This window comes from Variovorax sp. PDC80 (assembly GCF_900115375.1).
Taxonomy (GTDB): Bacteria; Pseudomonadota; Gammaproteobacteria; order Burkholderiales; family Burkholderiaceae_C; genus Variovorax.
The window spans coordinates 674,751-690,308 of record NZ_FOWG01000002.1 but is presented as its reverse complement, the minus strand read 5'-3'; the positions used below and the strand labels follow the sequence as shown (position 1 = coordinate 690,308).

The following is a 15,558-nucleotide window of genomic DNA, read 5'->3' as shown; positions in this document are numbered from 1 at the left end:
TTTTCATGGGCCGTCGCCGTTCAGAGCAGCGGCGTGTACGGCGACACCAGCGGCCGCAGCGTCGTGCCCGTGGGCACGCCCAGCGTGCTCGAGCCGTCGAACACGTAGCGCAGGTAGAGGCTGCCGGTGAACTGCCGGTAGTCCTGCGCGTTGTTCAGGCCGACCGAGCCGCCCAGGTACATCTTCGGCGCGAGCTGGTATTCGAGCACCGCGGCGAGGTTGTAGGCCAGGCCGGTCTTCGAGGTCTTCGGATAGCGGCCGTTGTAGATCGTGCTGGTGAGGCCGAGCGACGCCGCGCCGGCGGCCGCGCGGCCGGCATCGCCGTTGCGGTTGCTGTCGGTCGGGAAGTAGGGCGTTTCCTTCTGGTTGAAGGCCTGCACGCCCAGCGAGGCATTGACGCGCCACGACAGCCGGTTGTTGCGACCGCTCCAGTCCACCGGCAGCGCGAGGCTCACGAAGCTCTGCGGGCTGAAGTAGCCGCCATGGCCGAAGGTGTAGTAGCTGAGGTTCTTGTCATAGCCCATGATGCCGAGGTTGAGCCCCAGCGTGAGCTTGTTGCCGGGTTCGCTCAGCAGGTGGATGTAGCTGCCGCCGCCGATCTCGAAGCGCGAGTTGCTCGCCACGTTCTTGCCCGTGAGGCCGTGCAGCGCGCCGTAGCCGTAGAAGCCGTAGGTGCCGTCGTCGTAGCCGATGTCGCCGCGCGCGCCGGTCGCGACCACGCCGCCCCAGCGCTCGCCGGTGCGCTCGTCCTTCGCGCCCGCGAAGGACAGCAGGCTGTCGGTGACCGGCCGGCGCGACAGGTCGGCCTTGTACGACCAGGCATCGCCGAAGGCGCCCTTGAAGGTGGCATTGCCGATCAGGTTGACCTGCTGGAAGCCCAGCGGCGTGGTGCCGATGCTGGCGCCGAAGTTCTTGCCTTCGTAGCCCACGCTCAGGCCCAGGCCCGAGGCGTTCTGCTGGCCCGCCGTGGTGCCGTTCAGCAGGCCCGTGAAGGCCGAGCCCGGCCCGCCGCCGAAGCGGCTGGCGGTGGCCCAGTCGCCCGCGGGCGAGCCGGCATCGAGGAAGGTGGGCGTGACACCCACGACGATCTTGCCGTCGCCGACCGGGAAGCGGGCCTCGAACGGAATCTCGAAGTCGGTCAGCCGGCTCAGGCCGGCCTCGCCCGCGCGGTTGCGGAACACGGTGCCCGCGGTGATGGAGACCGAGCGCGCGGCCTCGAGCTCGCGCAGTTCCGCCGCGGCCGAATCGGCCGGCGGCTGGGCGCGCGGCGCCGCGTTCCAGCCGAGGTCGGCCGGCGCCGAACCCGGGCGCGGCAGCGGCAGCAGGCCGCCGCCCTGCACGTAGGCCGGCGGATAGCCGGCCTGCGGCGCCTGCGCGTAGACCGGCGCCACCGGCTGCGCGCCGGCCACCGGGTACTGCTGCAGCGGCGGCGCGATGTAGGCCGTGGCCTGGGGCGTGTTGGCCGTGCGCGCGGCGGTGCGCGTGTTCGCGGCGGGTGCGGCGGTGCTCGTCGTGCGGCGGCCCTTGGCATTGGCCGCGGGCTGCGAGCCCGCGGGCCACGGCGTTGCGCCCGGATAGCCCGCGTTCGCGGGCGCGGCGGGATAGGCCGGGTACTGCACGGGATAGGCGGCCGGGTACGCGCCCGCGGGGGCCGCCGCCGCATAGGCCACCGGTTGCATCCGCGCCTGGGCGAAGGGATTGCCGCCGGCGCCCGCGGGCACGGGCAGGGCCGTGCTCGCGGCGCCGCCGGTCATGCCGGCGAAGGGGTTCGCGGGCGGCAGGCCGCCCGGCACACCGGGCGCGCCGGGCGAACCGCCGGCCGCGAGCCGGCTGTCGGCCTCGACCGCGGCGCGCAGGTACTGCTCGGCCTTGCGGCTGTCGCCGGCATTGCGGTAGACGCGGCCGGCCGCGGTCAGCACGCGCGACTCGTCGGGCGCCTGCTTGAGCGCGGCCATCACGTAGCTCTCGGCGTCGCTGTGGTTGCGCTGCGCGCTCGCGCTCGCGGCGGCGGCCAGCAGGGTGTCGAGGTCGGTCGGGCTGCGCTGCAGCACGCGCTGGTAAAGCGCCAACGCCTGGCTCTCGTCGCGCGCGGCCGAGTACAGCCGCGCGAGCGCGGCCAACGCCTTGGGATCGTCGGGCTGCTCGGCCAGCACCGGCGCCATCGCGTTGTAGGCGGCCTCGAGGTTGCCGGCCTCGCGCAGCGCATCGGTCTGGCGCAGCGCGTAGGCGATGCGCAGCGCGTCGAAGTCGGCGCGCTGGGACGAGGTCATGCTGGTGCTCGCGAGCTGGCGCAGCACGGCCGACAGCTCGATGTCCTGGCGCGTCTTGAGCAGCACTGAGGCATAGAGCAGGCGGTTGGCCACGGTCGGCGTCGGCGTGCGCGCGAGCAGCTGGCGGCTCATCGCGAGCGCGCGCGGCGCGTCGCCGATGTCGGCATAGGCGCCCGCGAGCTGGCCGAAGATTTCGCTCGGCATGTCGCTGCTCAGCGAGGCCTCGGCCTGGCCCAGCAGCTGGCGCGCGGCGTCGACCTGGCCCTGGCGTGCCAGCGCCTGCGCACGCTGCGCCTGCGACTGCGCCCAGAGCCGGCGCTGCAGCGCGGCCATCTCGCGGGTGCGCGAGCCGGCCGGGATGCGTTCGAGGTACTGGATGCCGGCGGCGGCGTCGCCGGTCTCGGAAGCCAGCAGGGCGCTCGCGAACAGCGCGTCGGGCATGTCGGGCTGCGACATCAGCAGGCCCTCCATCACGCCGCGCGCCTCGGCCACCAGGCCCTGGCGGCGGTAGATGTTGGCGAGATCCAGCCGCACCCACGGGCTGTCGGGCGCGGCGAGCATCGCGTCCTCGAGCGTGCGCTGCGCGCCGGCGGCGTCGCCGGCATCGGCCTGCTGCTTGGCCTTGGCGCGCGCCTGCTCGACCTGGATGTCGCGCAGGCCGCCGAGCTGGGCGGCCTGCTCGGGCGTGAGGCGGCGCGAGAGTTCGAGCGCCTCGTCGGCGCGGCCCTGGCGGCCCAGCACCGCGATCAGGCCGCGCAGCGCCTGGCCGTCCGAGGGCTTGCTCTCGAGCACGCGGCGGTAGCCCTGCTCGGCCTGCGGCAGTTCGCCGGCGGCGGCGCGCAGGTCGGCCAGCGCGACCTGGCCCACGGGTTCGCGCCCGTCGATGCGCACCGCGCGCTCGAGCAGCGCCTGCGCATTGCGCAGGTCGTTGCGGCCCTGCGCGGCGCGGGCCTGGTTCACGAGGTTCCAGTAGGTGGCGCTCTGCAGCGCCGAATTCCACTTGGTGTTGCCGCCGCGCGCGGCCTGCTCGAGGTACTGCTGCGCCTCGGCGAAACGCTCCTGGCGCAGCCGCACCAGGCCCAGGCCGCCGAGCGCCTCGCTGTCGTCGGCCTTGGCGCGCAGCGCCTGCTGGAAGCGCTGCTCGGCGGTCGCCGGATCGCCGCGCTCGAGCGCGCGGTAGCCCTCGCCGAGCGGCACGCCCGGGCCCGAGGCCGTGGTGGTGCGGCCGCTCTCGAGCGCTTCGAGGCGCGCGGCCACGGCGGTGTCGTTCTGGTTGTTGGCGAGGAACTCGCGGTACAGCGGGATGTCGGGCGCGCGTGCGTCGAGCCAGATGAGCGCCTGGCGCCAGCTCGCGCGCGCGGCCGCGCCCACGGTGGGCTGCTTCGAGAGCTCGACCAGCGCGCGGATGCCTTCGCGCCGCGTGCTCTCGCTGTAGGTGCGCAACTGCGCGAGCGCGAGCTTGTAGCTGGCGTTCTCGGGGTATTCGCGCGCCAGCTGCTCGATGCCGCGGCGGCCTTCGTCGGCGCCCTGCGGCGTGCTGCTCAGCGTCTGGTAGTACTCGAGCGCCAGCGCCTCGGGCGGCGGCCGGTTGTCGAACTGGTCGCGGTACAGCTGCACGGCCTCGGCCGCGCGGCCGGCGCGCGCCGCCGCGCGGGCGCGCTGCAGCAGGCTGCCCTGGCCGGGGTTCTGCGCCTGCTGCTGCAGGCGTGAGAGGCGCGGGTCGTTGGGCGCGGCCGCGCGCAGCCGCGCGATCCAGCTGCGCGCCGGCTCGGCATTGCCGCGCGAGAGCTCGACCTGCGCCATGCCGTACATCGCGTCGGCCGATTGCGGGTTGACGCTCAGCAGCTTGCGCCAGCTCTCCTCGGCGAGGTCGACGCGGCCCTGCGACTGCCAGTAGTTGCCCTGTTCGATCAGGGCCGTGGCGGCGTCGGCCTGGGCGTGCGCCGGGTTGGCGGCGCCGAGGGTGGCGAACAGGCCCAGGCAGGCCAGCCAGCGCGCGGAGGGCAGGCCTCCCGGAGCGCGGCGCAACCGGGTCGGGCGCGGCGATGTCATGCCGTGCGGGTGGGTCGACATAGCAGTCTCCATGAGGTTTGCAGCTGGCCGTTCCGAAGGAACTGATAGCGCCCGTCGAGCCAGGCCTGGCCGAAGAGCAGCAGCATCTGTTCGTAGTAGGGAAGCAGCGCGGTCGACGGCTGGCCGTCGGCGCGCGAATTGGGCAGGCGCGCCAGCTCGGTGGCCAGCGCCTCGGGCATGTCCTGCGCCTTCAGGTAGGGCAGCAGCGCGCCGGCGAAACCCAGCGGGCCCATGCCGCGCACGGTGCCGGTGGCGGTGTCGACCAGCTCGGGGATCGGCTGGCGGTCGGCCAGCAGGCGCTTCGGGCCGGCCAGCGCCTGCAGCAGCGGCCGGCGGTCGGGCGAGGACTCGGCCAGCATGCCGGCCCAGAGGTAGACGCGGATCGCATCGTAGCTGCCGACCGTGCCCTTCTCGGGATCGGCGACGAAGGCGCGCGCGTCCTCCGACCAGGCGCACCAGTCGGGCGAGAAGCCGCGCGGTGCCGTGGCCGCGAGCAGGCGCACCGTGTTGTCGGCCACCGCGGCCCAGGGGCCCTGCGGATCGGTCTGCTGGAAATAGCGCAGCAGCTGCAGCGGCATGTAGCTCGGGTTGAGCCGCCACACCGAGCCGGTGGCCACCGACTTGGGCCAGGGCAGCAGCATGCGGCCGAAGCCCGGCAGCAGCACCACTTCCTCGCGCGCCACCATGGCCAGCAGGCTGCGCCCCATGCTCGCGTAGCGCGGCTCGTTCCAGAGCCGGCCGGCCTCCATCAGCGCATAGGCGATCCAGAGGTCGGCGTCGGAGGCGGGATTCGGATCGAGCACGCCCCAGCCGCCGCCGGGCTTGCGGCCCCACTGCCAGGCCGGCAGGTTCTTCGCGATGCTGCCGTTGGCGAGGTTGGTCTCGGCCCAGCCCAGCACGCGCGCGAACAGCTCGCGGTCGTTGTGCACCAGCGCCAGGAACATGCAGTAGGACTGGCCCTCGGAGGTCGAGTGCTGCTGCGGCGTGTTGAAGTCGATCACGCGGCCATCGCGCTGGATGTGGCGCGCGACGAAGGCGTTCCAGTCGGCGGCGGGATGGCAGGTGGCGGGCATCGGCGCGGCGGGCGGGGTGGAAGCGGCGGGCGGCGTGGCCTGCGCGGCCGCGCGCGTGCCGGTCCAGGCCAGCGCGGAGGCGGCCGCCGCCGCGAACAGCGAGCGGCGCCGCCGGTCGGGAACGGAAGAGGGAAGCGTGGGCTTCGAACCTGGCATCGTGGGGTCGGTCTCCGGGGCGAGGGTCGTCACTTGAGGCGGCGGCGCGCGCGAATCTGCAGGCTGGCATAGGCCACCGCGGCGCCGATCACGGCCAGCAGCACCACCAGTGCCGCCAGCAGCAGCGGGCTGCGCGAGAGGTTCCATTGCAGCCAGGCGATCGGCGGCAGGCGGCCGACGTAGTAGGTCTCGCTGCCGAGCACGCTGTGCACCTGCGCGTCGCGCACGATGGCCATGCTGCCCTGCACGCGCTTGAGCAGGTCGGGTGTCATCAGCGCGTTGAGCAGCGCGTCCTTCGAGGTGCTGTTGGAGATCGCGGCGACCACGCTGCGGCCGCTGCGCAGCGGCGACTCGAAGCCCGCGAGCACCGCGTCGCGGCCGTCGTCGCTGACCGCGATCTGCATCGAACCCGGCAAGTCCTCGCGGGTGCGGGCGCCGATCACGAAGTCGATCGCGGTGTCGATCCAGCTCGAGAGCTTGAACTGCGGCGAGCCGTCGCCGCTGCCGTTGGCGGCCGCGGCGCGCTTGAGCGGCATGCGTTCGGCCCACTGCGTGAACAGCGGCTGGTTCTGCAGGTTGCCGATCACCAGCAGGTCCTTGTCGGCCCACTGCGAGACCTCGGCCGAGCGGCCCACCTTCACGCGCAGCACCGGGTAGCCGGTGGCGCGGCCGATCTGGCCCATCAGGCCGAGGTAGGTCTCGGTGTCGGAGGTGTCGGCCTGGTCGGGCAGGATCACCGCGGTGTCCGACAGGTCGGCCATGCGCGAGAACGGGAAGCCGCCGTTGGCGTAGGCCGCCAGCTCGGGCATGGCGATGAAGTGCGGGAAGCCCGAGACGTCGATCTTCGAGGTCGGGTCGATCGAGCCGCGCACGTTGTCGAGCTGCGGGATGCAGCGGCCGGCCACCGGCTCGAAGTAGTAGTGCAGGCGCAGCTGGCTGCGCGGGCCCAGCGCCAGCGGCGGCAGGATCACTTCCTTGCGCTCGGCCAGCGTGCCGTCGGGCATCAGCTTGACGGCCAGCGGGTTGTACCAGCGGTCGCCGGCCGGGTTGGCCGAGCGCAGCGGGATCGCGCCGATGAAGTTCTCGTTGACGTTGACGTTGAGCGTCGACTGGTCGGGCCGCACGCGCGGCGTGTAGCGGTAGAGCAGGTCGAGCGGGATGCCGCGGCTGCGCCAGGTGAACAGGTCGGGCGGCAGCTGCAGGTTGACCCGCACCACGTCGGGGTTGTAGCCGGTCACCGAGAGGTCGGCCGCGGTCGTGAGCTCGCCGAACTGCAGCGCGCGGTCGCTGGGCACCCAGCGCGGCGCGTCGTAGGGCTTGCGCGCGGGCGGCTCCTGGAACGCGGCGATCGCGCTGGTCGCGCCCGACAGCGCGCGGCTGTTGAGCGCCAGCGAGGCGGCGGCGGTGCGCAGCTCGTTGGCGTCGCGGCCCATCACCAGCAGCAGCTTGGCGGTCGGGTCCTGCGGATGGTCGACCACGGCCAGTGCCGGCCCCTGGATCGCGGGCAGCACCAGGCCCGGCAGGCTGGTCTCGGGCGTGGCGAACACCACCGAATGGCCGCTGGGCAGCTGGCCGCGCGAGACCGGGAACACGGCGCCGCGGTAGTCGGCGAGCGCGCCGAACCACGACGAGACCACGCCCGCCGCCTCGAGCAGCGGGCCCGATTCGGCGCTGCCGAAGACGAAGGGAATGCGCGCGCGGCGCACGTCGCGGCGGTCGAAGAAGGGCTGCGGCAGCGTCGCGAGGTCGTTGCTCAGCTTGAGCGGCGACACGTTCAGGCGCAAGGTGCTCGAGGCATCGATGCGCGCCCACAGGCTGGTGTGGGCCGGGTCCTCGCAGTCGCGCGTGTAGTGGCCGATCAGCTCGACGTTGATGCGGTTGAATTCGGTGATCAGGCGCCGGTCGATCGGGATGTCGGCGGTCTGCGGCTTGCCGCCGTCGGCGCGGTTCACCGGCAGCGTGGCGACCAGCACGTCGTTGACCGTCACCTTCAGGTGCGACAGCTCGGGGATCAGCGAGGGCGAGTAGGCGTAGTTGAGGCGGAACGAGGCCGAGGTCACCAGCTCGTCGGCGCGGATGTTGAACGGGATGCCGATGGTGCCGCTGATGCCGCGCAGCTGGATCGCGTAGTCGATGCCCAGCTGCGTGAGGTTGAGTTCGCGCACCGTGCCGCCGGCGGCAGCCGTGCTGGCGACGGGCACCGGCACGCCGGCCGCGCCGGGCAGTTGCTGGGGCGGCAGCGCGAGCGTGGGCACGGCGGCCGGCGCGATCGAGGGCACGGTCGCCGGCGTGAAGGCCGGCGCGGCGGCGGCGGGTGCGCCCGGGCGCTGCTGCTGCGTCGAGGCCGTGCCGGCCGCGGTCAGCGCCAGCAGGGCCAGCATGGCGCGGGCGGCCGGACGGAAGGAGGGGGCGGCGCCGCGGCGCGGCGCTTTCGGAGTGATCGTCACGCGGTTTCCTTCTTCGTTCCGACGGAGCGCTTGGGCAGCCGCAGCCGCGAGAGGCCGGCCCGGTAGTAATGGGAGAACATGTCCTTGAAGCCGACCAGGCTGATGCTCGTCAGGTGGGCCAGCACGCGGTGCACGCCCACGCGCGGATGGTTGCCCCAGCGCGCGGCCCAGATGTCGGCGCGCGCGGTCGTGCACTGCACCAGCGCGCGCTCCTGCGCGAAGCTCATCGGCGCGAAGCGGATGCCCAGGCGCTTGCCGTTGCTGAAGCGCACGGTGGCGGGGAAGCGCGACTCCGCGTCGCCGCGGAACAGCGCCACCTCGATCGGTTCGTCGGGCGCCAGCTTGACCTCGGTCGGCAGCTCCAGGCCCAGGCCGCCGGTCGAGAAGTCGAAGGTGTTGCAGCGCATCGAGTGGCCGTTGGCGAAGTACAGCGCCGCCGGCACGTCGAGCGTCACGCGGTGCGCGGCGCGCACCTGGCGCGACTCGTTGGCCGCCGCCACGCAGGCGCCGAGGATCATCAGGTTGTAGATGGTCCAGGCCAGGTTCAGCCACACGGTGGCGATGTTCTGCGGATCGACCCAGGTCAGGCGCCAGATGCCCAGCGCCACGCCGATGAAGTTCAGCGCCAGCAGCACCAGGCTGGCCTTGGCGATCGAGGTGTCGAAGTACTGCTCCTGGATCAGGCCGCCCTTGGCCGTCACGTTGAAGCTGCCGAGCTTGGGATTGATCAGCGCCACCAGCGTGGGCCGGAAGATGTACCAGGCCAGCACCGCCTCGTAGACCTCGTTCCACAGCAGGTAGCGAAAGCGCCCCTGGATCCGGCTGTTGGTCAGGTTGGCGTGCAGGATGTGCGGCAGCGCGAACGCGAAGATCATCGAGGCCGAGGCATGGATCACGCTCGCGCCGAAGTACAGGTAGGCCAGCGGCGCCGTCAGGTAGATCAGGCGCGGCAAGCCGTACAAGAAGTGCAGCATCGCGTTCAGGTAGCACAGCCGCTGCGCCCAGTGCAGCCCGCGGCCGAACAGCGGGTTGTCGACGCGGAAGATCTGCGCCATGCCGCGCGCCCAGCGGATGCGCTGGCCCACGTGGCCCGAGAGGCTTTCGGTCGCGAGACCCGCGGCCTGCGGCAGCGCGAGGTAGGCGGTGTTCCAGCCGCGGCGGTGCATCTTCAGCGCGGTGTGGGCGTCCTCGGTCACGGTCTCGACCGCGATGCCGCCGACCTCCTCGACCGCCGTGCGGCGCAGCACCGCGCAGGAGCCGCAAAAGAAGCTCGCGTTCCACAGGTCGTTGCCGTCCTGGATCAGGCCGTAGAACAGCTCGCCCTCGTTGGGCACCGTGCCGAAGGTGTCGAGGTTGCGCTCGAACGGGTCGGCCGAGAAGAAATAGTGGGGCAGCTGGACCATGGCCAGCTTCGCGTCGCGGTTGAACCAGCCCATCGCGATCTGCATGAACGAGCGCGTGGGGATGTGGTCGCAGTCGAAGATCGCGACGAACTCGGCGCTGGTGTTCTTGAGCGCGGCATTGATGTTGCCGGCCTTGGCATGGCGGTTGTTGTCGCGCGTGACGTGGGTCACGCCCACGGCATCGCAGAACTCGCGGAACTCGGGGCGCCGGCCGTCGTCGAGCACGTAGATCTTGATCTTGTCGCGCGGCCAGTCGATGGCCTGGGCGGCCAGCACCGTCGGGCGCACCACCGACATCGGCTCGTTGTAGGTCGGGATGAACAGGTCGATGCTCGGCCACTCGGCCGGGTCGGCGGGCAGCGGCGAGGGCTTGCGGCCCAGCGGCCAGGCGGTCTGGATGTAGCCCAGCAGCAGCACGACGAAGGCGTAGAGCTCGGCCATGAGCAGGCCCACGCCCAGCACCAGGTCGACGATGTTGTCCATGTACATCGTCTCGGTGATGCGCCAGTAGGTGTAGCGCGAGGAGACGATCACCGACAGCAGCATCAGCACCAGGCCCGCGAAGTGGCCGCGGAAGCGGTTCACGAACAGGGCCGCGAGGAAGATGCCGATCGACAGCACCAGCTGCTGCTCGAAGGTCATGGGCGCGATGATCAGCGCCGGTGCCGTCGTGAGCAGGATCAGCCAGCCCAGCAGCCGCACCGGCCACAGGCGCAGGAAGGCCGGCGCGGGCCGCGGCGGGCGGTCGGCGCCCAGCGGGGTATCGGGCGAGGGAGGCGGCGCGGAGCCCGCCTCGGATGCCGGCTGCGCCTTGCTGCTGCTCATCGGGACTCCATCTGCCAGGCCGGATCGGCCGCGGGCTGTGCGTGGGCGGCGCGGTTCGCTGCGACCGCGGCGATGCGCGCCAGCAGCCGGTCGGCGCACACCGAGAGGTCCTGCGCCGCCTGGCTCAGGGGCGCGTAGCGGTGCACCGGCAGCGCCGAGGCCAGCGCCTCGGACACCGATTCGTCCTGGTGCAGCACGCCCAGCAGTTCCGACTGCAGGCGCGCGCGCAGCATCTCGAACACGTCGTGGTTGAGCCGGCGGCTCGGCGCCACCTGGTTCACCACGTAGGCGCTGCCGCCGTAGTCGGCGCGCGGGCGGCAGTACTTGTCGACCATGCGCTCGATGATCGGCAGGGTGGCGAAGGAGCCGGCATCGGCCAGCACCGTGACCACGCAGAAGTTCGCCGTGCGCAGCGCCTGCTGCATGTAGACCGTGGGGCCGGGCGGCGTGTCGAGCACCACCAGCGTGTCGTCGGGCAGCGCGAAGCGCGCGAGCGTGTCGCCGAGCCAGCCCGGGTAGCGCGCGAGCTGCTGCTCGAGCTCGATCTGCTGTTCGTCGTCGACCGTGCCGAAGGGCAGCACCACGGTGCCGCCATGGCCGGGGCGCATCGCCTGGGTCCAGGTCAACTGGCCGGCCGCGACCTCGGCCAGGCCTTCGACGCACTGGTGCGGATCGTTGGCGAGGTGGAAGCGCAGCGCGTTCTGCGGATCGAGGTCGATCGCCAGCACGTGGTGGCCGCGCTCGGCGAGCACGGTGCTCAGGTTGGCGGCGACGGTGGTCTTGCCAACACCGCCCTTGGATGAAATGACGGGGATGACGACCATGGTCACGTCGGCCGGCGCCAGCGTGACATGGGGCCCGGCGGGGGCTCGGGGCGCTGCGGTCCCGCCAGGCGCGCGAACAGCGCGTCCAGCTCGGTCGGGCTCCGTGCGTCCGAGGCGGGAGGTGTCGGCGTGGCGGTGGAGGGAAGGGCCGGGGCGGGCCCCGGGGCGAAAGCGGGAGCGGGCCGGGCGGCCGCCCAGGCGGGCACGGGCTGGGCCGGCGGCGGCACGGTCGGCGCCGGGCCGAATGGGCTCGCGAGCGGGGCGGCCGGCCGGGCGGGCGCGATGGCCGGCGCGGGGCGCACCGCCACGGGCGGTGGGGCCATGACCGGAGCCGGCGGCGGCACGGGCGCGGCCTGCACCACCGGCTTCACGGGTACAACGGGCGGCGGCGGTACCGGGGCTGGCGGCGGTTCGGGCGCGCGCTCGATCGGCGCGCCCGACAGCAGCGGCCAGCCGGCGCGGCCTTCGCCGTCGGTGGGCTCGGGCGGTGCGAATTCCTTGTAGACATGCGAGTCGCCGCCGAACTTGCGGAACAGTCCGGCCACGTCCTCGGCGGATGGATCGTCGTTGTTCATGGGGAAGACCTCGCCAATCGGAGTTCGATCACCGCGCCGGGCTGCGGATGGGACGGCAGCGCCTGCACCCGCAGCGCGGCGGGCAGGCGCTGGCTGCCGAACCAGGTCTGATAGACGCCTTCGAAGAAGCCGCTGCTCCAGCCAGTCGATTCGGGCCCGAAAGCCATGGCCAGCGGGCTGCAGGCATGGCGGATGCGCAGGCCGTCGGCTTCCTCGCGCAGGGTGCTGTAGCCCCAGTCGATGCCGTCCCAGCGGGCGTTGAATTCGGCTTCCAGTTCGGCCAGGCTCGCGCAGGGAGGCACCGGAAAGGTGCGCGCCACGTTCTCGCCGATGCGGAAGAAAAGCTGATGCAGATCCTCGGGCGGGAGCCCGGCGGCAAGCTCGGCTGCCATGCCGCGATTGAATGCGAGCCACTGCGCGCTGCAGGCTCGGCGTTCAAAGTGATCGAGGTCCCCGTTTGTTTCTTCCATGCTGGGGCATTCTCTGGGAATGGTTAACGATTGACAACAATCGTTTACTGAGTTGGTATTAGTTCACGGCTGATTGTCGGGAATTCGTGACGAACCAGTCGCATTCCGGCCTGTTCCGTTCAGTGCGATCCGTGGCCCCGACTTTCGCGTGGGGCCCGTGGCATCGAACTGGTAACTTAGGTGTTACGTATTCGTCAGCCAAATGGATTCACTGGATCCGGGGTTTCCCCAGGAAGTGTGAACTAGTGGGATTTTGGTGGGCCTTGTGGCTCCGGCCAGCGATGGCTGATTGGCGATGAAGTCCGAGGGATGTCGATAGTCGGCCGCTCAGCCCGGCACGCGCTCGGCCGGCGCCGAGCCCGCCCGGACCACGCCGCGGCCCGCGGTCTTGGCCGCATAGCAGGCCTCGTCGGCCGCGTGCAGCCAGGCGTCGACGCTCAGCGTCTGCGGCGTGAGGCTGGCCACGCCGATGCTCGCGCCGATGCGCAGGTCCTCGGGCAGCGAGGGCATGGCGATCTCGGCGATCGAGGTCACGATGGCCTCGGCCACGCGCACCGCGTCGGCATGGCGGCAGCGTTCGAGCAGCAGCACGAATTCGTCGCCGCCCAGCCGCGCCGCGAGGTCGCCCGCGCGCACCCGCGAGGCGATGGCGCCGGCGGCCGCGCGCAGCATGGCGTCGCCGGTCAGGTGGCCGCCGGTGTCGTTCACGCGCTTGAAGTTGTCGAGGTCGATGAAGACCATCGCCGCCGGCATGGTGCCCGGCAGGCCCGCGATCAGCCGTTGCGCATGGGCCTCGAAGCGCTGGCGGTTGGCCAGCCCGGTCAGGCTGTCGTGCGCGGCCGACCACTCGAGCGCCGCGCGGGTGCGGCGCTGCTGGTCGATGTCGGTCAGGATCCAGATCGTGCCGAGCTCCATGCGCGCCGCGTCCACCGGCTTGCTGCGCAGCCGGGCCCAGAAGCGGCTGCCGTCGGCGCGCTGCACCTGGCATTCGCCCACGTAGGCCTGGTCGGCGCCGAAGGCCAGCGCCTCGAGCGCGGCCAGCGGGGTTTCGCCGGGCTCGGGCGGCACCAGCACCTTGCTGGTCAGCCGGCCGAGCAGGTCTTCGCGCGCGCAGTCCAGCAGCCGGCAGAGCTCATCGCTCGCGAGGTCGAAGCGGCCATCGCGCACCAGCGCGATGCCGACCGGCGCCGCGCGCATCACCGAGCCGAGCTTGGCGATGCTTTCGCCGTTGAGCCGCTCGAGCTCGGCGCGCTGGATGCCCACGCGCCGCAGCACGTTGCCGAGCTGGCCGATCTCGCCGCCCGCGCGCGGCCAGCCGTCGGCCGCGCCCAGGCTGCCGTCGAACAGGTGCTGGGCGCGCCGCTCCAGCAGGCGCAGCGGTCGCAGCCCCCACCACAGCAGCGCGAACAGCGCGAGCGCCAGCGGCGCGACGATCAGGCCGGCCCAGCGCAGCGACTGGGCGCGCGCGGTGGCGAAGGGCGCGGTCAGTTCGGACTGGGGCCGGGTGCGCCACACCATCCAGTCGGGCCCGGCCACGCCGGCGGCGCTGGCGATCTCGCCGGGCTGCGGCAGCGCCACGCCCGCGGGCTCCGCCGGGCTGTGCTCGGCGGTCCAGGCCTTGAAGGCCTGCCCCAGGCGCGGTTCGTCGGCGAGCGAGCTCATGATGCGGCGGCGGTCGGGATGCGCGAGCACGCGGCCGTCGAGCGTGGTGACGACCAGCAGCGCGTTGTCGTCGCCGGCCTGCGGGTCGACCAGGCCGTCGAGCAGGTCGCGGCTGGACAGCCGCAGCACGCCGCCGAACACCGCGTAGATGCCCGAGGCATTGCGTGCCGGCTGCGTGAACACCACGATCGGCTCGCCCGACAGCGGGCCGTTCAGCGGCTCCGAGACGATCGCCCGGCCCTCGGCCAGGGTGCGGCGGAAATAGCTGCGCTGGGTCAGCGGCAGCGCGGGCCGCGAGACGCCGTTCTCGGCATCGACCAGGATGCGCACCTCGCCGTCGGGTCGCGCGATGTACAGCACGGTGAAGAGCCCGCGCAGGATCGGCTTGCTGTCCATGAAGCGCGCGAGCGCCACGGGGTCGTCGAGCGTGGCCTCGTCGAGCGATTCGGCGACCGACAGCAGCGCGCGCTGCAACTGGACCACGCTGCGCGAGAGCAGGGCGGCGGTGCGGGCCGATTCGCCGAGTTCGCGCTGCTGCTGCGCGGCGAGCAGGTCGCGCTCGGCGATGCTCAGCAGCACGCTGGTGCTGAGCGCGATGCCCAGGGCCAGCGCCACGATGCCGCCCAGCGTGAGGCGGACCTTGAGCGATCCGAACACGCGCTCGAGGCGCCCGCGTGGCCGGCCGATCATCAGATCATCCGTGCGGTCGGCCGCTGCGCCCGCGCTTTTCGAGGTACATCGCGGCATCGGCCAGGCGCAGTGCTTCCTCGGCCGTGGTGAAGCGCGGATCGACCGCCACCGTGCCCACGCTGGCGCCGCCGTAGCCGATCTCGACCGTGCCGAGGTGGAAGGCGCCGACCGTGGCCGCCGCCACGCGCTGGCCGAGCGCCTCGGCCGCGGCCGGCGATTCGCCGCCCGCGAGCGCGGGGCCCGGGCCGACCACCACGAATTCGTCGCCGCCGAGGCGGGCCAGCAGGTCGCCGGCGCGCAGCGTGTCGTGCAGCCGGCGCGCGATCTCCACCAGGAAGTCGTCGCCGGTCTCGTGGCCGTGCAGGTCGTTGATCTTCTTGAAGCCGTCGAGGTCGACGAAGGCCACCAGCACGCCGGTGCCGTCGCGCTGGCCCTGGGCCAGCATGCGGCGCAGGCCCTCGAGGAAGGCGCGCCGGTTCGGCAGGCCGGTCAGCGCGTCGGTCGCGGCATGGGTGGCGAGCTCGGCATTGGCGGCCGAGAGGCGCTGGAACAGCTGCTCGCGCTCGACCTGGTGGCCGATCAGCCGCGCGAACAGGCCCAGCACGTTGGTGGCGTTGGCCGGCAGCGGCTGGCGCTCGGCGCTGGCCGCGCACAGCGTGCCGTAGAGGCCGCCGCTGTCGGTGCGCACCGGGGTGCTCACATAGGTCTGGATGCCGAGCTCGCGCGCGGCATCGGAATCACCCCAGCATTCGGCGACGTTGTCGGTGTAGACACGGCCTTCGTCGAGGGCGCGCTTGCACAGGGTGTCGCCCCAGGGCACGGCGAGGCCCTCGGGAATCTGCAGCCGCCGCACGTTGCGCGCATACAGGATGTGCTGGAGCCCCTGCTCCAGGTCGATGCGCGTGAGGTAGGTCGACTCCAGGCCGGTCACGGCCTCGAGCATCTCGAGCATGGGACGGGTCAGGTCCTCGAGGGTCCTGGCCGACGATACGGAACTCGAAAGCTGGGTCAGCAATGTGTCCATGGGGTCCATTCTGCCGTTCAGACAGAAAAAAGAAACATTTGGTATTCAATTCACAAGAATCTGTGA

9 protein-coding genes are annotated in these 15,558 nt (G+C 72.3%); all 9 read right to left on the bottom strand.

Translation table 11 applies throughout. The features are described 5' to 3' along the window. Nucleotides 1-20: 20 nt before the first annotated feature. Nucleotides 21-4,343, bottom strand: coding sequence for a cellulose biosynthesis protein BcsC (locus BM109_RS08710; RefSeq protein ID WP_093342123.1), 4,323 nt, complete (start codon nucleotides 4,341-4,343; stop codon nucleotides 21-23). Beyond that, nucleotides 4,319-5,572: a cellulose synthase complex periplasmic endoglucanase BcsZ gene (bcsZ, locus tag BM109_RS08705; protein WP_093342476.1), complete on the bottom strand. Its 1,254-nt coding sequence runs from the start codon at nucleotides 5,570-5,572 to the stop codon at nucleotides 4,319-4,321. The genes BM109_RS08710 and bcsZ overlap by 25 nt, the downstream gene beginning before the upstream one ends. A gap of 29 nt (nucleotides 5,573-5,601) precedes the next feature. Next, complete coding sequence (gene bcsB / locus BM109_RS08700) at nucleotides 5,602-8,019, bottom strand: cellulose biosynthesis cyclic di-GMP-binding regulatory protein BcsB (protein WP_256222436.1); 2,418 nt, start codon at nucleotides 8,017-8,019, stop codon at nucleotides 5,602-5,604. Next, entirely contained in the window at nucleotides 8,016-10,247 is a 2,232-nt protein-coding gene (bcsA, locus tag BM109_RS08695; protein ID WP_218159365.1) for a UDP-forming cellulose synthase catalytic subunit, read from the bottom strand. The genes bcsB and bcsA overlap by 4 nt, the downstream gene beginning before the upstream one ends. Then, nucleotides 10,244-11,071: a cellulose biosynthesis protein BcsQ gene (gene bcsQ / locus BM109_RS08690; protein WP_093342121.1), complete on the bottom strand. Its 828-nt coding sequence runs from the start codon at nucleotides 11,069-11,071 to the stop codon at nucleotides 10,244-10,246. The genes bcsA and bcsQ overlap by 4 nt, the downstream gene beginning before the upstream one ends. Nucleotides 11,072-11,073: 2 nt before the next feature. Next, nucleotides 11,074-11,646 (bottom strand): hypothetical protein, encoded by a 573-nt coding sequence (locus BM109_RS08685; protein WP_093342120.1) that lies wholly within the window; start codon nucleotides 11,644-11,646, stop codon nucleotides 11,074-11,076. Then, nucleotides 11,643-12,116, bottom strand: a complete 474-nt coding sequence (gene bcsD / locus BM109_RS08680) for a cellulose biosynthesis protein BcsD (protein ID WP_093342118.1) — start codon at nucleotides 12,114-12,116, stop codon at nucleotides 11,643-11,645. Before bcsD ends, BM109_RS08685 begins: the two co-directional genes overlap by 4 nt. 327 nt (nucleotides 12,117-12,443) lie before the next feature. Then, nucleotides 12,444-14,468, bottom strand: coding sequence for a sensor domain-containing diguanylate cyclase (locus BM109_RS08675; RefSeq protein WP_093342116.1), 2,025 nt, complete (start codon nucleotides 14,466-14,468; stop codon nucleotides 12,444-12,446). A gap of 4 nt (nucleotides 14,469-14,472) precedes the next feature. Then, the gene (locus BM109_RS08670) at nucleotides 14,473-15,492 is read right to left on the bottom strand and encodes a GGDEF domain-containing protein (protein WP_093342115.1); all 1,020 of its coding nucleotides are present in this window, start codon (nucleotides 15,490-15,492) and stop codon (nucleotides 14,473-14,475) included. Nucleotides 15,493-15,558: the final 66 nt, after the last annotated feature.

Excerpts from the sequence above, each read along its gene's own strand:
- bcsD (WP_093342118.1), bottom strand. The coding sequence starts at position 12,116 with ATGGAAGAAACAAACGGGGACCTCGATCACTTTGAACGCCGAGCCTGC.
- BM109_RS08685 (WP_093342120.1), bottom strand. The coding sequence starts at position 11,646 with ATGAACAACGACGATCCATCCGCCGAGGACGTGGCCGGACTGTTCCGC.
- BM109_RS08670 (WP_093342115.1), bottom strand. The coding sequence starts at position 15,492 with ATGGACACATTGCTGACCCAGCTTTCGAGTTCCGTATCGTCGGCCAGG.
- bcsZ (WP_093342476.1), bottom strand. The coding sequence starts at position 5,572 with ATGCCAGGTTCGAAGCCCACGCTTCCCTCTTCCGTTCCCGACCGGCGG.
- bcsQ (WP_093342121.1), bottom strand. The coding sequence starts at position 11,071 with ATGGTCGTCATCCCCGTCATTTCATCCAAGGGCGGTGTTGGCAAGACC.
- BM109_RS08675 (WP_093342116.1), bottom strand. The coding sequence starts at position 14,468 with ATGATCGGCCGGCCACGCGGGCGCCTCGAGCGCGTGTTCGGATCGCTC.
- bcsA (WP_218159365.1), bottom strand. The coding sequence starts at position 10,247 with ATGAGCAGCAGCAAGGCGCAGCCGGCATCCGAGGCGGGCTCCGCGCCG.
- BM109_RS08710 (WP_093342123.1), bottom strand. The coding sequence starts at position 4,343 with ATGTCGACCCACCCGCACGGCATGACATCGCCGCGCCCGACCCGGTTG.